We start from the raw sequence: 20339 nt of genomic DNA, 5'->3' as shown, positions 1-20339 counted from the left end.
ATGTTAAGTAAGAGAAAATGGTTTCACATTAAGGAAGTGTCAAAACAATGGGTTTTACATTAAATAAATCGATTATAAAAGAAGTATGCGGAGAGACCTCTTATAAAAGAGGCGAAGCTTATTATAAAGCAAATAAAGTAATCGTGAATCAGTATGATGAAACGAAAGAAATTTGTGAGGCGACGGTAAAAGGGAATGAAGATTTTCATGTTACAGTAGAAAAAGCTAAAAAAGGGGATGTAGTTGCGAGATGTAGTTGTCCTTCATTAGCGTCTTTTCAAACGTACTGTCAACATGTTGCAGCCGTACTAATACAAATAAATTATAATCAGCAAACGGGCGGCACGGCCGAAAATATGAGCGGAAATGATCAATTAACGAGCGGGATGTTTCAGTTGTTTGCAGACAAACCACTGCGGCCAAAAAGTAAACAACACCGTTTTGATACACGTGAAATATTAGATGTTGCGTTTATATGTTCACCAGTAGCGACGAAAAGTGGCGGGGCCCTTCTTGGAATTCAGTTAAAACTTGCGAAAACTTATTTTATAAAGCATATTAGAGAATTTCTATCTAAAGTGGAGAAAAGAGAGGCTTTTCATTGTTCCAATGAATTTACATACACACCAGATGTACATAGCTTCAGGCAAGAAACGGATGCGGTTATTCAACAGCTTATTAAAATGTATCATAATGAAAAAATGTATGAAGATGCATTAGAAGTACATGCGCAACAAGATGAAAGTATGATGTTTATACCACCAGCTTCGTGGAAAGATATGCTCTTTTCACTTTCTAAAGTGGAGTATGTACATCTGAAGCAAAATGAGCAACTGTTTCATGGCTTACAAATTTCAAAAGGTTTATTGCCATTACATTTTGAGTTTACGAAAGGAAATAATGGTGGATTCACACTTCATATAGACGGCCTAAATCGTGTTCAAGTTATGGAAATGTATAACAATGCTCTTTACGGTGGGAAATTATATCATTTACCTATGGAAGATTGTATGCGACTTATTGAGCTGCAAAAGATGATGAGTCGTTCAAATAGTAATCAGTTTTATATTCCTGAAAGTAAGATGGAACATTTCGTAGCGAAAGTTGTGCCAGGATTAATGAAACTTGGAACGGTACGAATTGATGAAGTAATATCGGATCGTGTTGAAACGCCGTCGCTAAAAGCAAAACTGTATTTAGATCGTGTGAAAAATCGTTTGTTAGCAGGCCTGGAATTTCATTATGGAAACGTCATGATCAATCCGCTAGAAGAAGATGGACAGCCTTCTGTTTTTAATCGTGATGAGAAAAAGGAAAAAGAGATTTTAGACATTATGAGTGAAAGTGCCTTCGCGAAAACAGAAGGTGGTTACTTTATGCATAATGAAGATGCTGAGTATAACTTTTTATATCATGTCGTTCCAACGTTAAAAGGCTTAGTTGATATTTACGCGACAACAGCAATCAAATTACGCATTCATAAAGGGGATACAGCACCCCTTATTAGGGTGAGAAGAAAAGAAAGAATTGATTGGTTGTCATTTCGGTTTGATATAAAAGGAATACCAGAAGGGGAAATTAAAGGTGTATTAGTGGCTCTTGAAGAGAAACGTAAATATTACCGATTAGCGAATGGTTCTTTATTATCACTAGAGAGCAAAGAGTTTAATGAAATTAATCAGTTTGTAAAAGAATCAGGTATTCGAAAAGAGTTTTTACACGGGGAAGAAGTGAATGTTCCGCTTATTCGGAGTGTGAAATGGATGAACGGACTTCACGAAGGTAATGTTTTAAGTTTAGATGAATCTGTTCAAGATTTAGTTGAAAGTATTCAAAATCCGAAAAAATTAAAGTTTACAGTACCGCAAACTTTACATGCTGTAATGAGAGAGTATCAAGTATACGGATTCGAGTGGATGAAAACACTCGCCCATTACCGTTTCGGCGGCATTTTAGCAGATGATATGGGACTTGGAAAGACGCTGCAAAGTATTGCTTTTATAGATTCTGTTTTGCCTGAAATTCGGGAGAAAAAGCTGCCTATATTAGTCGTTTCACCGTCCTCTCTCGTCTACAATTGGTTTAGTGAATTGAAAAAATTCGCCCCGCATATTAGAGCAGTTATTGCAGATGGAAATCAAGCAGAGCGGCGAAAAATCTTAAAAGACATAGCGGAATTTGATGTCGTAATTACGTCATATCCACTACTGAGAAGAGATATAAGATCGTATGCGAGGCCATTTCATACACTATTTCTTGATGAAGCACAGGCGTTTAAAAATCCTACAACGCAAACTGCAAGAGCGGTGAAAACAATCCAAGCTGAGTATCGTTTCGGACTAACGGGAACGCCTGTAGAAAATTCATTAGAAGAGCTATGGTCTATTTTCCACGTTGTATTTCCAGAATTATTACCAGGAAGAAAAGAATTCGGTGATTTAAGGCGCGAAGATATAGCGAAGCGCGTAAAACCTTTCGTATTAAGACGATTAAAAAAAGACGTATTACAGGAGCTTCCAGATAAAATAGAGCACTTACAATCGTCGGAGTTATTACCAGATCAAAAGAGACTATATGCTGCTTATTTAGCGAAATTAAGGGAAGAAACGTTAAAACATTTAGATAAAGATACGTTACGTAAAAATAAAATTAGAATTTTAGCTGGCTTAACGAGATTACGACAAATTTGTAATCATCCCGCTTTATTCGTGGATGATTACAAGGGCAGTTCCGCTAAATTTGAACAACTGCTAGAGATACTAGAGGAATGCAGGAGTACTGGTAAGAGAATTTTAATTTTTTCTCAATTTACGAAGATGCTGTCCATTATTGGTCGTGAGTTAAATCGTCAAGCGATTCCATACTTTTATTTAGACGGAAATACACCTTCGCAGGACCGTGTAGAGCTATGTGACCGGTTTAACGAAGGAGAAGGGGATCTGTTTCTCATTTCTTTAAAAGCTGGTGGTACAGGTCTTAACTTAACGGGTGCTGATACGGTTATATTGTACGATTTATGGTGGAATCCAGCTGTTGAACAACAAGCAGCAGATAGAGCATATCGAATGGGACAAAAAAATACGGTACAAGTTATTAAATTAGTGGCTCACGGAACAATTGAGGAAAAAATGCATGAACTGCAAGAGAGTAAGAAAAATTTAATCGCTGAAGTGATTGAGCCGGGAGAAGAGAAATTGTCCTCAATTACTGAGGAAGAAATTCGAGATATTTTAATGATCTAATGTAAAAAGCTATGCCTTCAAATGTATGAGGGCATAGCTTTTTTAGTGTAATAATTATAATTTGTTTTGAACAAAGTAAAGAGATAATCCAGAATTTACTTTTTAGTCCCTTTACTTTTATATGGCTTGGCAGCTGCCTTTTTCTTTGCACTTGATTGCCAACGATTCCATCCTTTACTTCCTGTACCTTGTCCGACACCTTTTTTCGGTTTTGCTTTCGTTTTACTCATATGATCACTCCGTTATATAAAAATCTTATTTGATAATAGTCAATGATTTAGAACATACTCTTTATAAATGACTATGATTGCTTTAAGTAAAAATAAACTGCTTGAATGCTATAGTATAACACGAATTTGCACGTAAACTGAAAGGAATTACAAAGAAAATGAAAATAATACGAAATACTGCGGATTCTATATTTCGAACGATTACATTACTTGTTGTGTATATGTTAGTCTCGGTTAGTGAAACGTTTTTTGGACTGACAAGGCAAAAGAAGTGAAGATGTTATATTGAAAACAATTAATAAAGCCGTAAAATAAAGAATTGAAAAACATTTTTAAATTTTTGTTGACTTTCTTTATTTTTTGTATAGAATAATCATTAATAAAATGTTTCAGAGATGTGACAACAAAACGACTATGAAAGGACGAGTAGTAGTGGGACGTAGTCTAAGCGAGTCAGGGGTGGTGTGAGCCTGATACGAAGCCTATTATGAAGAACCTCCTGGAGTTGCTAACCGAAATCCTTTACTGGAAAGTAGACTTAGCCGGGAACTTCGCCGTTACAAGAAGAACAGTATCGAGATATTTCATCTCCGTATTGTATAAGTGAGCAACCTCTGTTGCTAATTTGGGTGGTACCGCGGAACCAAAGTCTTTCGTCCCAGTTTTTTGGGAAAGAAGGGCTTTTTTTGTTGGCTTCTTTTCACAACATCCAAACATTTTAGGAGGAAACCAGCATGTATCAATCATTAATGACAGTAAGAGAGACTCAAATCGCAATTAAGGAAGTTAAAACATTTTTCGAGGATCAATTAGCAAAACGCCTTGAACTATTCCGCGTATCTGCACCATTATTTGTAACGAAAAAATCAGGATTAAACGATCACTTAAACGGTGTAGAACGTCCAATTGAATTTGATATGTTACATTCAGGAGAAGAATTAGAAATCGTTCACTCACTAGCGAAGTGGAAAAGATTCGCATTACATGAATACGGATATGAAGCTGGTGAAGGTTTATATACAAACATGAACGCAATTCGTCGTGATGAAGAACTTGATGCAACACATTCCATTTACGTTGACCAATGGGATTGGGAAAAAATTGTTCAAAAAGAATGGCGCACTGTAGACTACTTGCAAGAAACAGTACAAACAATTTATGGAATATTCAAAGATTTAGAAGATCACTTGTTTGAAAAATATCCGTTCCTTGGAAAGTATTTACCAGAAGAAGTTGTTTTCATCACTTCCCAAGAATTAGAAGATAAATATCCAGAATTAACGCCGAAAGATCGTGAACACGCAATTGCGAAAGAGCATGGTGCAGTCTTCATTATCGGAATTGGTGATGCACTTCGTTCAGGTGAAAAGCATGACGGACGCGCAGCTGATTATGATGATTGGAAATTAAACGGTGACATTTTATTCTGGCACCCAGTACTACAATCTTCATTCGAATTATCATCAATGGGAATTCGTGTTGATAGTAAATCATTAGATGAGCAGTTAACGAAAACAGGTGAAGATTTAAAACGTGAGTATGATTTCCATAAAGGTATTTTAGAAGACGTACTACCATTAACAATTGGCGGTGGTATCGGACAATCGAGAATGTGCATGTACTTCTTACGTAAAGCACATATCGGTGAAGTTCAATCTTCTGTATGGCCTGACGATTTACGTGAAGCTTGCAAGAAAGAAAACATTCATCTGTTTTAATAGAAGGGAGAGAGTAACTCAAGGAGTTATTCTCTCTTTTTTTATTGTGTAAACGAATGGTTTACAGTGAGTTTTACTAATGGTTTCTTTCTTTTGCATCGCTTATTATGTCATAATTTGTTAAAGGAGGGGACGTTATGAGCTTAGGACAACAACTTAAAAGATTACGAGAGTCAAAAGGGTTTTCACAGGAAGATGTTGCTAAAAAGATTGGTATAACGAGGCAAGCAGTGTACAAGTGGGAAAATGATAAAAGTTACCCTGATATTGAAAATTTGATTTTATTGAGCGAAATGTATAATGTTACGCTCGATGAGTTAATAAAAGGGAACCAAAATTTAAAAGAGAAAATACATATTGATGAAGATGAAGATTTTGAGAAAGAGAATGAGTTTGGTTTTTATATTGGGTTTGGTTTGCTAATAATGAGTGCTTTCGTTGATTATGAAGGAATGCAAGAGATCTTATTAGGAATTGCACTATTCATGATGGTTTTTTACTCTGACGTGAAGAAAGTTATTTTGAATGAGTTCAGATCGTTTTTCAAAAGAAACGATATATATGATAAGAAGTGAGAAGCGTAAGTTATATTTCCTAGGAAAGAGTATAACATGCAATTGAATTGTTTTATAATAATTTTGAGATATTAATAGTATGTTAAAAAGTCCAAACAAGCATAACCCCGTTCTAAAGCTAGGACGGGGTTCAAAATCTAAGTTTTATTAAGCGTAAAGTTCTTTCAAATATTTTTAATTCAGTAAAACATTACTTATTTGTTACCGAGTTCTTCCGCTAAACCAATTAAAATTCCTTCCGTTCCACGAATGTAGCAGAGTCGATACGAGTCCTCGTACTGAACTATTTCGCCAACGAGCTGAGCACCATGCTTAGTCAGTCTCGATACCATTTCATCAATGGCCTCAACGGTGAACATGACGCGTAAATAACCGAGGGCATTTACAGGAGCTGTCCGGTGATCTGCGACAGTAGGTGGTGTGAGAAATCGTGAAAGTTCAATTCGGCTATGGCCATCTGGGGTTACCATCATAGCAATTTCTACGCACTGAGAACCGAGTCCTGTTACGCGACCAGCCCATTCACCTTCGACAGTAGCTCGCCCTTCGAGTTTTAATCCAATCTCCTCGAAGAAAGAGATTGCGTTATCAAGGGATTCTACAACGATGCTGACATTGTCCATTCTTAGTAATCTGTTGCTTGCCATAGTCTTTATCTCCTTTATATGTATAAATTTATTATCTAACGATCCTCATAATTATACTAAAATCTCCTATAAACAAAAAACACCCTGTCACAGTGTGGGGAAATATGACAAGGTGTTTTCGGGTATAGAATAAACATTTTATTAACGAACAAAACTTCGGAAACCTTCTACTATTGAAATACGCGTGAATTTTCTTTCGTGAATGCTATCATTTTAAGAATTTGATAATGTAGTTTCTATTTGATAATATAACTTCGACTTCCCCGCAAAATATTCTCACCCTAATTCTATTTATATAGGAAGGAAATAGATTTATATAATTTATTTTAAGTTTTACAGGTGGAAATTAACTCATCTGCACTAAAGGCTCAATTTTTGCCATAAATGATTGATGCAGTGCCTCAACACCTGTTACTAAATGAAGGCGGTCAATAACGACAGACACTTTAATTTCTGATGTACTTACCATTTTAATATGAATATTTTCTTCTTTTAAAGTAGTGAACATATTCGCAGCAACACCTGGATTAGAGACCATACCAGATCCTACAATTGATACTTTTGCTAAATGATTTTCATATTCTACAGATTCATAGTGAAGTGTTTCTTGATTTTGTTTTAATACTTCTAATGTTTCTTTTAAATCATTAGAATGGATTGAGAAGGAGAGGTGAACAGTTCCTTCATTTGTAATACTTTGGATGATGATATCTACATTAATATGTGCCGCTGCTAATGTAGAGAAAATCGTTGAAAGTGCACCTTGTTCTAATCCTTTCATTGTGACGCGTGTAATATTATCTTCAAATGCAATACCTTTAACGATTGATTGTTGTTCCATGTTACATTCTCCTTTTACAATTGTTCCATTTTCTTGTTCCATACTTGAGCGAACTTCTAAAATGACATTATGATTTTTAGCAAACTCAACAGCACGCGGATGTAATACACCAGCACCGAGGTTTGCAAGTTCTAACATTTCGTCATAAGAAATTTCATCTAATTTATAAGTACTTTTTACAACTCGTGGGTCCGTCGAATAAACACCGGTCACATCTGTGTAAATATCACATTTTTTTGCTTTCAGTGCAGCAGCTAATGCAACGGCAGTTGTATCAGAACCACCGCGGCCAAGCGTTGTAATTTCATGGTTTTCACTAACTCCTTGGAAGCCAGCTATAATAACAATCGTACCTTCAGTAAGATAAGATTGAATTCGATCTGTATGAATGTCAGTAATCCGTGCACTACTATGTACAGATTCTGTCGTAATACCAGCTTGCCATCCTGTTAATGAAATCGCGTTATAACCTTTTGCTTGGAGTGCCATCGTTAATAATGAAATAGTCACTTGCTCACCTGTTGATAGAAGCATATCCATTTCACGTTTACTTGGATTTTCTGTAATAGCGTTAGCGAGTGCTACAAGTTCATCTGTGCTTTTTCCCATTGCTGAAACGACAGAGACGATACTATGCCCTCGTTCATATTCTTCAATAATTAAATTTGCTACATGTTGAATGCGCTCAACACTTCCGACAGAAGTGCCACCAAATTTTTGTACAATCGTTTCCATTACGAATTCCTTCTTTCATCCATTTTTAAGAATAGATTAGGACATATATAAATCCCAATATTCCTGTAGTTACCAGAGAAAAACAAAAAACACCATCTCAAATAAGTGAGGATGGTGCTGTTACAGGAAAAGGGAAACAGAAAACGGAGCTAATAAAAAAACCGCCAAAAAAGGAATACCATAAAAATGATATCTCTTTTTTGTAGATAGCTCTTCATACATACACTTCTGTACATATGACAGTTCTGTTTCTATTCGAAAACAGCCCCAATCGATAAATGCAGAGAAAATTATCGATTTCGGCAATACTTCCTTTCATCTAATTTCATAGACATCTCTGTGTCTCCATTAGAATAATCATAAGTATCGCAACCTCTATCTCACGTTTTAGGCGAGAGTGTTTGATTTATGAAGTTGTTGGTAACATTTGTTTTATAATAATTTAAATTTTTCGGGGAATCAAGTGTTTTATATAAATTTTAAAAATTCTTTCTTTTCTTAAGAGAGTTTGTGAAAAGTGTAGCAAAATAAATTCATAGCATGTACATTAAATTTATAGTGTATTGGAGGCGGAAGAATGAAGAGGAAAAAGCCTATTTATGTTTCGGCAGAAATGAACACAACAATGGAGAGGTTATGGAAGTATACGCAAGAACCAGATATACATACAGAATGGGATGCTCGTTTTACTGAAATTTCGTATGTAGAGAAAAAAGAAGGAGAACCGCAGAAGTTTTTATATAAAACAAAGATCGGATTTGGACTTGAAATAGCTGGTGAAGGGGAATCGATAGGTGAAATAAGAAAAGAAACAGGTGAAAGAATTTCTTCTTTAAAATTTTGGACGGATAATAAACTCTCACTTATTCAAATAGGGCGTGGTTATTGGAAGTATACACCGTGTGAAGAACATATTCATTTTGAAACACAATATGATTATGATACGAGATTTGGTCGTATAGGGAATGTAATAGATTTCTATATTTTTCGGCCTTTATTAGGCTGGGCGACTGCTTGGAGTTTTGATGCGTTAAAATTATGGATAGAAAAGGGACTGCATCCTAAGTTACTAATTAGAAGAACAATGACATATTGGCTCGTATGTTTTTTATTTGCATTTGTATGGATGTATCAAGGAATAGTGCCGAAACTAGTGTTTACTCATTCGGAAGAAGTAAAAATGTTATCGGTAATGATTGGTTCAACTGAACATAGTATTTTTGTACTTAAAATAATTGGATTATTAGAAATTATTTTCGGTGTCATATGGCTGTTGTCATTTCAAAAACGAAAAGTATTTATCGTACATATTTTTATGTTAATAGCCTTAACGATAGCGGCGGGTTTTACGAATATCATAAGCTTTACAGAGCCGTTTAATCCAGTTGCATTAAACGTTCTACTTATGGGGTTATCGATTGTCGGTTATATAAATAGTTCTGATTTACCGAGTGCAAAAAATTGCAAGAGGAAGAGAAAGGAATAATGTATGGCTAATATGTATGAAAGACTATTAGGGGATTCTTATAAAAAACTTCATCCCAAATTACAGAAACGCTATGAAATTACAGAAGAAAATAGTTTTACTGGAGAAGGAAAGATGGATGAAATTTACGGAGGTTCTATTTTCGTAAAATTAATATTAAAAATTGCATCGAAGTTCCATATGTTTTTCTCTGAGCGGGGGAAGGAAGTGCCATTTATAATACATAATACTGCTGAGCGAGATGAACATGGACATGAATTTGTGCGATGGAATCGTACTTTTTATTTTCATAATAAGAAAAGATATTTTAACGCCGTTATGCAGTTGGATGAAGAGAATAATGAAATTGTAGATTATTTTGGTGAACCACACATACTTGTTTCTACGTTGGATTTTCATATTGATGAGGTGGGGGCAATGCATATTTCTTCAAAGAAACAATGGTTTTATATGTTTGGAAGAAAAGTCCCGTTACCTAGATTTTTATATGGAGAGGCCAACATTGTAGAAAGTTATGATGAAACACTACAATGTTTTCGAATTCATGTACAAGTACGCAATCCGTTAATTGGTTCATTATTTTCATATAAGGGGACATTTGTCGAAAGGAAATAAATAATATGAAAAATATAATAGTTGGACTTGCTTGTTATATTATTTTTTTAATATGTGAGTGGTCAAATATAAACCCAGTTGAAGCAATTATTTTATTATCTATTTTGTTATTTATACCGATGTCATTTCGCATTCTTGATAAGAAAACAAGAAATGGATCATATGTATCCTTTTATAAATTAGTATCGTTTTTATATCCAATTGCAGCAATTAGTGCAATACTAGCTTTCGTAACAAATCATTATTTCTTTGCGCTACTTTGGTTTGTATATACTGGAATTATTGCGTTATTTGGTGTAAGTAGATTACTAGAAAGAGGATGGAAACCGTTAGAAGAGACGGCTATCGATAGTGCGTTTATATATTTGTTTTTAGGTGGTTTTTGGTTTTTAGCTTCTGTAGCAAAACTCTCCATTATGCACTTTAGTTCTGACATTGTTTTGCTTACTGCTGCACATTTTCATTATTCGGCATTTCTATTGCCGTTATCAGCTGGTTTAATTGGGAGAAAAAGAGGAAAGAGAAGTAAAGTATATGATGCTATTATGTTTGTCATCGTTATTTCACCTATGACAGTTGCAATAGGAATTACGTACTCAAGGGTATTTGAATTTTTTGCAGTGTTCCTATATTTATGTGCTATTTATAGTTATGGTATTTATGTTTGGCGCACGAAATTTAATGCTATTAGTGCAAAGATTCTCCTAATCATATCGTCTAGCACACTCATGGTAACAATTATGTTTTCACTTATATATTCGTATGGGAATTTGAAACATGTAATGACGATTACAATTGCTCAAATGGTTTGGATTCACGGTGTTGTCAATGGACTTGGAGTAGCGTTACCAGCATTTGTCGGCTGGATGATTGAAAAGAGTGCTCCGAATTATAAATATTATGGGAAACCAATGAGCAGGTTAAGAGGAAATACGACAGTTGGGGAAGCATTTTTACATAACAGAAATTTAATCGATAGTAAGGCATACAAAGGTTTAGTTGATAATATGAATGATTTTCATAGTGAGGCATTTGACGTGGCGAAGATTCCTTTAAGTATTATTCGCTTTTATGAGGATACAAAAGAGTATGAGTTACAATCACATATTAAATGGGCTCGCTGGTTCCGCCCGGTAGCATTTTGCTATGAGAAAATGAGTAAACGTGTAGGACAAATACATTTAGGAATGGGCGGCAAGTCGGAAACGATGCACGGCTCTATCGTCGGGATAATAGATGAGAAGGATGGAAGAGAGAATGTAAGGGCTTGGTTAAGAAAAAATGAAGCAGGAGAATCTATATTTGTAGCTCTTTACTCAAAGCATACATATGAGAACGAGACGTATATGAATATTGCATTACCTTTGCCATATTCGAATATGACGGGAGTTTTGAAAGTATATAATAAGAGTAATGATTTAATCATTACTAGTAAGTTGAGAAAAAATGGTAAGGGGGATGAGGGGATTTATTTACATACTCGTTTCTTTACAATACGTTTACCGTTAGCAGAGACTTTTATTATTAAAGAGAACACGGATCACATATTAGAAGCTAATCATAGAATGTGGATATTTGGGGTTAAGTTTTTAGCAATTGATTATGAGATTACGAAAATAGAGGAGAAATAAGAAAAGCTTGGAGAGATTCCAAGCTTTTCTTACGTATGCGTAATTGTCATAGCAACTTGTTTATCTAAGTCTCGGTCCCAAACGCGTTGAATTTCAAACGTACCTTTTTCAAAAAATAATGGGAATCTCTCTTTAAACCAATTTTGCATAGGAAGATTTAATGCTGTATCAATTGTCACCCATAATAATTCGCCCTCAGGAGGATTCATAAGAAGTTCGCCTTCAAATGAGTCTGCCCAATAATTAAATACCATATATCGAACATTTTCTTTCGGATTTACGTATTCATCTAATCCCTTAAAAGTTAAATTTGAAACAAGTAATCCAGTTTCTTCTTTTACTTCTCGTTTAGCAGCGTGAACGATACTTTCTGGGAAATCTACTTTTCCGCCAGGAGCGATGTAGCCAGGGAAGCCTAGATGATCGGGGCGCTGTATTAGTAATACTTCATTATTCCGCTGAATCATACACATTGTATAAATACGGTGTTCTATATCTTTCCAATTGTTGCTCATATGAATCTCTCCCTTATAAAACCTTATAGTTTTTAACTATAGTTATATATGACAAAAAATACAATAATAATACAAAAATATACAAATTTCAATTGACTAGTACCAATTTTCAGAACTATAATTAGTCTGTTACATAAATACATTGTACTTGAGAGGGGAATATATTCTATGAAAAATAGAATAATCGCAGCAGGAGTAATCGCAGCTAGTATATTATCTTATTCATCTAGTAGTTTCGCACAAACAAAAAAATTTCCAGATGTCGTAGCTAAACATTGGGCAGAAGATTCTATTTACTATTTAGTAGATAAAGGTGCAGTTACAGGTAACGATAAAGGAATGTTCGAGCCTGGAAAAGAAATCACTCGTGCAGAAGCAGCTACAATGATGGCTAAAATTTTAAACTTACCAATCGATAAAAATGCTAAACCATCTTTCGGTGATTCTCAAAAACATTGGGCTACTCCAGTCATCGCAGCTGTAGAAAAAGCTGGTGTGGTTAAAGGTACAGGCAATGGATTCGAGCCAGACGGGAAAATCGACCGTGTTTCAATGGCATCTCTTCTTGTAGAAGCTTATAAATTAGAGTCTAAAGTAAACGGTACTCCAGCAACTAAATTCAAAGATTTAGAAACATTAAATTGGGGTAAAGAAAAAGCTAACATCCTAGTTGAATTAGGCATCTCTCTTGGTACTGGTGAGAAGTGGGAGCCTAAGAAAACTGTAACGAAAGCAGAAGCTGCACAATTTATTGCAAAGGCTGACTCACTTAAAGTAGGTAATCCTTTAGTAGAAAAGGTAGTTATTATTGATCCTGGTCATGGAGGATTTGATCCAGGGAATCCAGGACAAGGTGTAGAGGAAAGTAAAATTGTATTTGATACATCTTTAAGATTACAGAAGTTATTAGAAAAAAATACACCTTTAAAAGCCTTGTTAACACGTGAAGAGAACGGAAATCCAGGAAGTAACAAAAATGAATCTCTTGCGAATCGAGTGAAATTTGGTCAAGAGAACAATGCAGATATATTTGTAAGTATTCATGCAAATTCTTCTGAAAAACATGATGGTCATGGAACGGAAACATATTATTATAAAAAATCCAAGCGTGGAGAAGAGACACAGATTGAAAAGGATAGCGAAGTATTAGCGAAGAAAATTCAAAATAGAGTAGTAGAAGCACTACATACAAGAGATAGAAAGATAAAAGACGATCACTCACTTTATGTAGTAAATAATAATACAGTACCAGCAGTTTTAACTGAGCTTGCTTTTATTGATAATGATATAGATAATGGTAAATTAGCTACTGAATCAGGAAGACAAATTGCTGCTGAGGCAGTTTATGCTGGTATTTTAGATTATTATGAATGGAAAGGTTTCGATGTTTCCAAATATCATTTAGCTAAATAATAATGTTGATTGATGAGCCCATCGTCTATATAGACGGTGGGATTTTTATGTAAGTTTTTGTAATTTTATATCGGAATAAAAAGATATATCGTATTATGCTAATTATGAATAAAATAATGGTAGATTAGTTTATTTTTATCACGTATACTTTTACTGTTGACTAATTAAGAGTTTGTTAGTTTAATAGGGAAAATTATACGATAAAGGGAGGCAAGTTAACACGGGACAAGCATATACAAAACGTGTTAAAAATTTTATGAAAAAAGTTATTTCTAATGTGTTAGCAGTGACAGTCGCACTTCAAGTAGTGATGGCTCCAGTAACTTCATTTGCATCTACAAAAGAATTTCCAGACGTTCCGAAAAATCATTGGGCACTTGAAGCAATTACTGATTTAACGTCAAAAGGGGTTATTGCAGGTTACGATAATGGTAAATTTGGCTTTGGAGATGTTGTAACTCGTGAGCAAGTAGCAGCATTAATGTATCGCGCATTAAAACTAGAAGCAAAAAGCGATTATAAAAATCCATACTCTGATATTAGCGCAGGAACCACGATGTTCCCAAAAGAAATTTTGGCATTAACAGATATGGGGATTTTTGTAGGTGATGGTAAAGGGACATTTAGACCGAAAGAATCATTAACTCGTGCTGAAATGTCTGTTATTTTGCAAAGAGCATTTAAATTAGAAGTAAAAGCACCACATACATTTAATGATATAGATGCAACACATTGGTGGGCAAAAGAAGCAATTAGTGCATTGCAATCCAATGGTGTATCGGTAGGGAATGGGCTTGGAGGATTTGATCCAACAGGTGTATTAACACGTGAAAGCTATGCACAGCTATTATATAAAGCGATGCAAATTAAAAAGGATGTTCCTGCTGAACAGCCGTCATATATTAATCTAGATGTGACATTACCATCTAACGTAACGGCACTAGAGATTGATAATTTTATTAAAAAATGGCACCCTGACAGTCCTCTTATTGGAACTGGTAAAGATTTTGTTCAAGCACAAAATGAGTACGGTGTGAGCGCACTATATTTAGCAGCACATGCAATCTTAGAATCTGCTTACGGTAAATCAGAAATTGCATATCGTAAACATAATTTATTTGGCTTAAGAGCATACGATCGTGACCCATTTGCATATGCAAAATATTTACCGTCATACAAGGAAAGTATTTCTTACAATGCTGATTATGTAAGAAAGAACTACTTAGAAAAAGGTGCTGATCATTTTAATGGTTACACATTACCTGCTATGAACGTTAAGTATGCAACAGATAAAGAATGGGCTGGCAAAATCGCTAATATTATGGAGCGTATTAAACCATTTAACAAGAAAGATTATGAAAATGTAAAACGATTACCGAAAAATCCTAATACATTAAATGTAAATGCATTAGGCGAAGCGATTCCATATAAAGATTATGAAAAAGATGCAACAGCTACTGTTCAGTTAGTAGGCTCTTACTATCAAGTACCGTATCCATTTAGCTATACAATTAAGAGTGTACCAAATGTTACACAAAATGAAGTTGGAAAATTAGAAAATGGTATGAAAGTAAATGTATATCGTGAAGATCCAAACGGTTGGGTAGAATTTTCATTTGAAAATGCTCAAGAAAAGTATTGGACATTGAAGAAGAACTTAAAATTATAAATAAAAAAGGTGTTTTCATTTATGAAAACACCTTTTTATATTTTTACCAATAATTTAACAGTTTCATATATAATTATAAGTATTAAAGATTGAATTTTCTGTTTTATATTTAATGTTAACTTAGTTTGAAAAGAGGAGAAATACTGACAGAGAAAAAATTAAATTATATCGATAAATTGTTATTGCAAGTTAAAGGGTCACCACATTTTAAATTTTTATGGATTGGGCAATTGCTTTCGACTTTAGGTAGTTCGATAACGATTATAACACTAGCTATTTTAGTACTTGTAACAATTGGAATAGCGTTATGTGTACCAAGTATTCGACGATTTAATTGATGATATAAGAGAAAGGGAATGACTTATATGATTATAGAAAACTTGAAAGTTATAGTTGAAAAGGAATTGGACAACCAATACAATTTGCAGCAAAAGATTTTTGAAGCAAAAAATTTCACAGTTTATATTGCTACCCAAAGAGAAAATACGCTAACGTATAATTCACTAGTATTAATAAAACACCTTTGTAACGAAAAGCCTTCCGTACATATTTGGCATAAGAAAATTAGTACCGAAGCAACAAAGCTGGACATTACAAAAGAAGTGACAGAAGCAATTCAATCTGGTTTTATAAATAAAGAGTAAGCCCTAATCAAATTAGGGCTTACTCTTCATTAAATACAAATGTTTGTTTCATTTGTTTACTCTCATTTACCGGATGTCCGTTGTAAGAGAAATTCTTTTCTTCCCAAGTAATGACGACTTTGAAATTATGGCTGTTAAAATCTAAAGGGAATACGATATAGTCAAAGCTTGTCTGACTTTTTGAAACGTTGTTATGTAATGTAGTAGGATTAAAAGTAGCTTTAGAGGGAGTGTTATCAACTATTTCTACAGCTACGTTTGACACATCATTACCGATGTTTTTTATGAGTAAACGATATGTATCATACACACCTTGTTTTGGCTGCACTGCTTGCTTGTTTGCGTTATGAGATTTGTCAATTTCGATATGCCACTGTTTAGAATTTGAAGCAATTGGTAGTGATTGGAATGTGTACGCACTAGCTTGTATTGGTAGTGCTAAACAGATTAGTGCAAAGAGAGAAAATATTTTTCGGTTCATCTTTAGAGTGCTCCCATTCTTTAATGAATTTATATATTATTATCTTCTCTTTATGTGAGGATATACCATATAATGTAAGGGAGATTGTTATGAATATCGGGCTAGGAATCAGTATTTTTTGCAAATGTTATTTTTGTATATATTTATTTCTGAAATGTTATTAGATTTGAATCCGTGGAATGCAGTAATTGTGTATATAAGTATTGGGGTACTAAGCCTTATCGTTGGAATAGATTTAGTTACGAATAATTAAGTCACTCTTACTGTTATAAGGGGGCTATTTTTTAGTTATAAAAAGAATATACTAAAAATTCTATATAAAACATTTATTTAATATGGTTAAATATGCTAAAATAAATCGAAAACGCTTTCTTATATAGGAATAAGAAAGCGTTTTCTAACAGGGGAGGGATAGTCATGATTACATTTTTAGTATCAATCGTCGTATTGATAATTGGTTATTTTACATACGGAAAGTTTATTGAAAAGATATTTGGAGTCAATTACAAAAGAAAGACACCGGCCTATGTAAATCAAGATGGAGTAGATTATGTACCTATGGATAGGCGAAAGAATTCTATGATTCAATTATTAAATATTGCAGGTACTGGACCTATATTTGGACCAATATTAGGTGCTTTATATGGACCGGTTGCATTTGTTTGGATCGTAATTGGGGCTATTTTTGCAGGGGCTGTTCATGATTATCTTACAGGTATGATTTCTATTCGAAATAAAGGGGCGCATATTCCTGAATTAGCAGGGAAGTTTTTAGGAACTGCCATGAGACATATTGTAAATGTTTTTTCACTGTTGCTTTTAGTATTAGTAGGAACTGTGTTTATTACAACACCAGCATCGTTACTTGATATCGTATTGCAAGGAACAGTGCCAATCACTATTATCTTATCCGTAATTTTTATATATTACATTTTATCTACGATCTTGCCGATTGATAAAATTATAGGGAAAATTTATCCGGTATTGGGTGCATTATTGCTAATAAGTGCTATTGGCATAGGGGGAATGATGATAATAAAAGGTTCTCCTATCCCAGAATTAACGTTTGAAAATATGCATCCAGATCATGCACCTATTTTTCCACTATTAATGCTGACAATTACATGTGGTGCTTTATCCGGATTTCATGCAACACAATCACCAATTATTTCAAGAACACTTCAAACTGAAAAACACGGTCGATATGTATTTTTCGGCATGATGATTGCAGAAGCGATTATTGCAATGATATGGGCAGCAGCTGCGATGAGTATTTTCTCATATGGTGAATTAAATGAGTTAATTAAATCAGGTACACCAGCTGCGGTTGTAAGTGAAATTTCGAAGACAATGCTAGGTGCTGTCGGCGGAACAATCGCTGTTATCGGAGTAATTGTATTACCGATTACATCTGGTGATACAGCATTCCGTGCGGCACGTTCTATCATTGCGGACTATTTCAATTTTAAGCAAACAAAATTAAAAAACCGCTTAATTATTGCTATTCCATTGTTTGTTATTGCATATGGTTTAACGAAAATTGACTTTACACTATTATGGAGATATTTCTCTTGGGCTAACCAATCGACTGCAGCAATTGCACTATGGATTGGAACGATGTATTTATTCATAAAAGGAAAACCATATATCGTTTCTTTAATTCCAGCAATCTTTATGACGCTCATGACAGTAGTGTATATTTTAAATGCAAAAATTGGTTTTAATATTCCGTTAAACACATCTTATATTGTAGGTGCAGTTATTACAGTTATATTAACTGCTGTATTCTTTATGAAAGCTGTGAAAAATAAAAATGAGAATATTGAAGTAGATGTGCAATTAGAGAAGGAAGCTGTGTAGAGATTTTTCTACACAGTTTTTTTGCAATAAGAAAAAATTACCAAAAATATGTTAAAATAACATTGTCATACAACAAGGGGGATTTGTTTTATGGAAAATGGACATCTTGCTAAAGTAGATGTAACGAAAAGAATCGAATCGAAATCTAAGTACAATAAGAAACTAGAAAAATATCAAAGGCGCTTATTAGCGTTGCAGCAAATAGTAAAAGAAGAAAAAATCGCAGTTATGCTCGTTATGGAAGGCTGGGATGCGGCTGGAAAAGGCGGAGCGATTAAGCGAGTGACAGAACACCTTGATCCACGTGGGTTCCAAGTAAATCCAATTGGAGCACCAGCACCTCATGAAAAACGGTACCATTACTTGCAACGTTTCTGGCGGAAACTACCTCAGTACGGGCAAATTACTATTTTTGATCGTTCATGGTACGGCCGTGTGTTAGTTGAGCGTGTTGAAAGTTTTGCTACAAAGGAAGAGTGGACGAGAGCGTATGATGAGATTAATGATTTTGAAAAACTATTAACAGATGATCATTATATAATCGGGAAGTTCTTCTATCATATTAGTAAAGATGAACAATTAAAGAGGTTTAAAGATAGAGAGAATAATCCTTTGAAGAGATGGAAAATTACAGACGAAGATTGGCGTAATCGTGAAAAATGGGACGAGTATGTTGAAGCAATGGAAGACATGTTTGAAAAAACAAATAAGCCAAATGCAAAATGGCAAATTATCGCGAGTAACGATAAATTATATGCTCGATTGAAAACGTTGAAAGTGATTATTTCATTAATTGAGGATTATCTCTTAGAACATAATATAGAATTACCTTCGTATTATTATGAAATAAAAGAGGGAAAGACAGAAGAAATTGAATCCGTGCATAAATAGTAAAAGACGTGTATATACAGTATGAATAGGGCTATCCCATAAGTATATTTATGGGATAGTTTTTTTACTTATACTAGAGTGGATTTATGATCTTTGTTTAATTCATTAAACTTATGACTATAATGCCTTTTATTATTAAAGCCAACGAAATCAATTCCAACGCAAGGTTCTAAATTGCCGTCTACAATCGTAGAATCCACGAAGCTTAAAAGCTTTAATTTAGGTAGCTCTTTAACGAATTGTAGATTTTGTATGTTACCACAACCTGATAGAATAACTGTTTCTAACTCTGTTAAATAACGTAAATAGTCGTGGTTTTTCATTTTGCTGCAATGATCGAATTCGATGTATGTTAAAGTTGAAGCGTTGTTTTCAATTTCATCAATATGTTCTAAATTTCTTAAATAATTGATTTCTAAGTGCTTTAATTTTGAGAATGCTCTACATCCCTTTAATGAGTTAATATTCCCATATGTAATGCTTAGTTTTTCAAGTTTTTGTAAAGACATTAATTCTTCAAGATTTTTTTGTTTCGGTTTGTATTTCCAAATGTATAGTTCTTTTAAGTTGGGACAAGATTCGAATCCTGTAATGTTATTATTCCACTGTATGTGAAGTTCCTCCAAATTTGTATAGCTTTCTAGCGCTGTTACGTTTAGTGGAACTTGTGGTTCTTCTAGTGCTAAAGATTTTAATTTTTTTAATTTATATAAAGCTGAGTAATCAGTAATATATGTACTACTAATGTGTAAGCTTTCAATTTGCGGGCAGCGTTCTAGAAAGTAAACTATACCTTAGATCATTAATGTAAACATCGGTAAAGTTGTTTGTATTAATGAAGTCTACGTATTCATCCAGTCTATTTTCATGGATTTGTACGCTGCCATTCATAACTAAAAAGTTTTGTGGTTGATTTGCTTCATTGGATTCTTCTATTTTATGTACTGGGTTTTGTTTGCAAGCCTCACATAATTCTAGATTTTTTTTCATTGTTTTCTCCTTGCATATTGTAAATAGTAGTATTTTTAATATAGCATGAGATAAGTAGTCTATGGTTAGTAAGTTTTTAGAATGAAAAGAACGAATAGAAAATGCCGTTGAATATGTAATGTAAAACATAGTACATTAACAAGGGGATTTTATTTC

General features: G+C 34.1%; 17 protein-coding genes, 2 pseudogenes, 1 riboswitch and 1 other annotated feature. Of the genes and pseudogenes, 13 read left to right on the top strand and 6 right to left on the bottom strand.

The genetic code is table 11. From position 1 onward, the window contains the following. Positions 1–47 precede the first annotated feature (47 nt). Positions 48–3242: an SNF2 helicase associated domain-containing protein gene (locus ACTFOB_RS14845; RefSeq protein ID WP_440027234.1), complete on the top strand. Its 3195-nt coding sequence runs from the start codon at positions 48–50 to the stop codon at positions 3240–3242. 95 nt (positions 3243–3337) lie between these two features. On the opposite strand, the gene ACTFOB_RS14840 is transcribed toward ACTFOB_RS14845, so the two are convergent. Further along, positions 3338–3472, bottom strand: a complete 135-nt coding sequence (locus tag ACTFOB_RS14840) for a DUF3934 domain-containing protein (RefSeq protein ID WP_000047588.1) — start codon at positions 3470–3472, stop codon at positions 3338–3340. 405 nt (positions 3473–3877) lie between these two features. Then, positions 3878–4136 (top strand) — a binding site (T-box leader). A gap of 70 nt (positions 4137–4206) precedes the next feature. On the opposite strand from ACTFOB_RS14840, the gene asnA reads away from it, so the two are divergent. Both asnA and ACTFOB_RS14830 read left to right on the top strand, forming a co-directional pair. After that, complete coding sequence (gene asnA / locus ACTFOB_RS14835) at positions 4207–5190, top strand: aspartate--ammonia ligase (RefSeq protein WP_426833131.1); 984 nt, start codon at positions 4207–4209, stop codon at positions 5188–5190. Positions 5191–5327: 137 nt separating this feature from the next. After that, a complete protein-coding gene (locus tag ACTFOB_RS14830) occupies positions 5328–5765 on the top strand; it encodes a helix-turn-helix domain-containing protein (RefSeq protein ID WP_440027236.1) in 438 nt (145 codons plus the stop codon). Between the two features lie 194 nt (positions 5766–5959). Here the strand turns inward: ACTFOB_RS14830 and ACTFOB_RS14825 are convergent, their stop codons facing one another. Together ACTFOB_RS14825 and ACTFOB_RS14820 are read right to left on the bottom strand one after the other, a co-directional pair. Next, positions 5960–6412 (bottom strand): VOC family protein, encoded by a 453-nt coding sequence (locus ACTFOB_RS14825; protein WP_440027238.1) that lies wholly within the window; start codon positions 6410–6412, stop codon positions 5960–5962. Positions 6413–6758: 346 nt separating this feature from the next. Then, positions 6759–7988 carry an aspartate kinase gene (locus ACTFOB_RS14820; RefSeq protein ID WP_440027240.1) on the bottom strand — a complete coding sequence of 410 codons (1230 nt, stop codon included), beginning with the start codon at positions 7986–7988 and terminating at the stop codon, positions 6759–6761. A 199-nt stretch (positions 7989–8187) separates the two neighbouring features. Continuing rightward, a riboswitch (Lysine riboswitch) is annotated at positions 8188–8374 on the bottom strand. A gap of 191 nt (positions 8375–8565) precedes the next feature. Here ACTFOB_RS14820 and ACTFOB_RS14815 point away from each other — a divergent pair. From ACTFOB_RS14815 to ACTFOB_RS14805, 3 genes are read left to right on the top strand one after another with little or no spacing between them, the layout of a single operon-like run. Continuing rightward, a complete protein-coding gene (locus tag ACTFOB_RS14815; protein ID WP_440027242.1) occupies positions 8566–9474 on the top strand; it encodes a DoxX-like family protein in 909 nt (302 codons plus the stop codon). 3 nt (positions 9475–9477) lie between these two features. Continuing rightward, a complete protein-coding gene (locus ACTFOB_RS14810; protein ID WP_440027243.1) occupies positions 9478–10089 on the top strand; it encodes a DUF4166 domain-containing protein in 612 nt (203 codons plus the stop codon). Positions 10090–10094: 5 nt separating this feature from the next. After that, positions 10095–11720, top strand: coding sequence for a YndJ family protein (locus ACTFOB_RS14805; protein ID WP_440027245.1), 1626 nt, complete (start codon positions 10095–10097; stop codon positions 11718–11720). 29 nt (positions 11721–11749) lie between these two features. Here the strand turns inward: ACTFOB_RS14805 and ACTFOB_RS14800 are convergent, their stop codons facing one another. After that, a complete protein-coding gene (locus ACTFOB_RS14800; RefSeq protein ID WP_440027247.1) occupies positions 11750–12235 on the bottom strand; it encodes an 8-oxo-dGTP diphosphatase in 486 nt (161 codons plus the stop codon). Between the two features lie 168 nt (positions 12236–12403). Between ACTFOB_RS14800 and ACTFOB_RS14795 the strand changes: the two genes are divergently transcribed. From ACTFOB_RS14795 to ACTFOB_RS14780, 4 genes and pseudogenes are all read left to right on the top strand, one after another. Then, a complete protein-coding gene (locus ACTFOB_RS14795; RefSeq protein ID WP_440027249.1) occupies positions 12404–13648 on the top strand; it encodes an N-acetylmuramoyl-L-alanine amidase in 1245 nt (414 codons plus the stop codon). 256 nt (positions 13649–13904) lie between these two features. Beyond that, positions 13905–15317, top strand: coding sequence for an S-layer homology domain-containing protein (locus ACTFOB_RS14790; RefSeq protein ID WP_440027251.1), 1413 nt, complete (start codon positions 13905–13907; stop codon positions 15315–15317). Positions 15318–15442: 125 nt separating this feature from the next. Further along, positions 15443–15616: pseudogene (locus ACTFOB_RS14785) on the top strand (tetracycline resistance protein); the annotation flags it as partial. Between the two features lie 66 nt (positions 15617–15682). After that, the gene (locus ACTFOB_RS14780) at positions 15683–15961 is read left to right on the top strand and encodes a hypothetical protein (RefSeq protein ID WP_440027252.1); all 279 of its coding nucleotides are present in this window, start codon (positions 15683–15685) and stop codon (positions 15959–15961) included. A 19-nt stretch (positions 15962–15980) separates the two neighbouring features. On the opposite strand, the gene ACTFOB_RS14775 is transcribed toward ACTFOB_RS14780, so the two are convergent. Next, complete coding sequence (locus ACTFOB_RS14775; RefSeq protein WP_440027254.1) at positions 15981–16442, bottom strand: hypothetical protein; 462 nt, start codon at positions 16440–16442, stop codon at positions 15981–15983. 118 nt (positions 16443–16560) lie between these two features. Here ACTFOB_RS14775 and ACTFOB_RS14770 point away from each other — a divergent pair, with 118 nt between their 5' ends. The 3 genes from ACTFOB_RS14770 (at position 16561) to ACTFOB_RS14760 (ending at position 19193) form a co-directional block, all read left to right on the top strand. Then, complete coding sequence (locus tag ACTFOB_RS14770) at positions 16561–16695, top strand: hypothetical protein (protein WP_440027370.1); 135 nt, start codon at positions 16561–16563, stop codon at positions 16693–16695. 164 nt (positions 16696–16859) lie between these two features. Further along, positions 16860–18302, top strand: a complete 1443-nt coding sequence (locus ACTFOB_RS14765; RefSeq protein WP_440027256.1) for a carbon starvation CstA family protein — start codon at positions 16860–16862, stop codon at positions 18300–18302. Positions 18303–18392: 90 nt separating this feature from the next. Continuing rightward, entirely contained in the window at positions 18393–19193 is an 801-nt protein-coding gene (locus ACTFOB_RS14760) for a polyphosphate kinase 2 family protein (RefSeq protein WP_440027258.1), read from the top strand. 68 nt (positions 19194–19261) lie between these two features. Here the strand turns inward: ACTFOB_RS14760 and ACTFOB_RS14755 are convergent. After that, a pseudogene (locus tag ACTFOB_RS14755) lies at positions 19262–20105 on the bottom strand (hypothetical protein); the annotation flags it as partial. Positions 20106–20339: the final 234 nt, after the last annotated feature.

The organism is Bacillus cereus group sp. MYBK79-1 (assembly GCF_051915365.1).
Lineage (GTDB): Bacteria > Bacillota > Bacilli > Bacillales > Bacillaceae_G > Bacillus_A.
This window is presented reverse-complemented; position numbering and strand designations above follow the sequence as displayed.

Coding starts and splice junctions, on each gene's coding strand:
- ACTFOB_RS14840 (WP_000047588.1), bottom strand. CDS start 3,472: ATGAGTAAAACGAAAGCAAAACCGAAAAAAGGTGTCGGACAAGGTACA.
- ACTFOB_RS14760 (WP_440027258.1), top strand. CDS start 18,393: ATGGAAAATGGACATCTTGCTAAAGTAGATGTAACGAAAAGAATCGAA.
- ACTFOB_RS14780 (WP_440027252.1), top strand. CDS start 15,683: ATGATTATAGAAAACTTGAAAGTTATAGTTGAAAAGGAATTGGACAAC.
- ACTFOB_RS14810 (WP_440027243.1), top strand. CDS start 9,478: ATGGCTAATATGTATGAAAGACTATTAGGGGATTCTTATAAAAAACTT.
- ACTFOB_RS14800 (WP_440027247.1), bottom strand. CDS start 12,235: ATGAGCAACAATTGGAAAGATATAGAACACCGTATTTATACAATGTGT.
- ACTFOB_RS14795 (WP_440027249.1), top strand. CDS start 12,404: ATGAAAAATAGAATAATCGCAGCAGGAGTAATCGCAGCTAGTATATTA.
- ACTFOB_RS14775 (WP_440027254.1), bottom strand. CDS start 16,442: ATGAACCGAAAAATATTTTCTCTCTTTGCACTAATCTGTTTAGCACTA.
- ACTFOB_RS14845 (WP_440027234.1), top strand. CDS start 48: ATGGGTTTTACATTAAATAAATCGATTATAAAAGAAGTATGCGGAGAG.
- ACTFOB_RS14830 (WP_440027236.1), top strand. CDS start 5,328: ATGAGCTTAGGACAACAACTTAAAAGATTACGAGAGTCAAAAGGGTTT.
- ACTFOB_RS14820 (WP_440027240.1), bottom strand. CDS start 7,988: ATGGAAACGATTGTACAAAAATTTGGTGGCACTTCTGTCGGAAGTGTT.
- ACTFOB_RS14815 (WP_440027242.1), top strand. CDS start 8,566: ATGAAGAGGAAAAAGCCTATTTATGTTTCGGCAGAAATGAACACAACA.
- ACTFOB_RS14765 (WP_440027256.1), top strand. CDS start 16,860: ATGATTACATTTTTAGTATCAATCGTCGTATTGATAATTGGTTATTTT.
- ACTFOB_RS14825 (WP_440027238.1), bottom strand. CDS start 6,412: ATGGCAAGCAACAGATTACTAAGAATGGACAATGTCAGCATCGTTGTA.
- ACTFOB_RS14805 (WP_440027245.1), top strand. CDS start 10,095: ATGAAAAATATAATAGTTGGACTTGCTTGTTATATTATTTTTTTAATA.
- asnA (WP_426833131.1), top strand. CDS start 4,207: ATGTATCAATCATTAATGACAGTAAGAGAGACTCAAATCGCAATTAAG.
- ACTFOB_RS14790 (WP_440027251.1), top strand. CDS start 13,905: ATGAAAAAAGTTATTTCTAATGTGTTAGCAGTGACAGTCGCACTTCAA.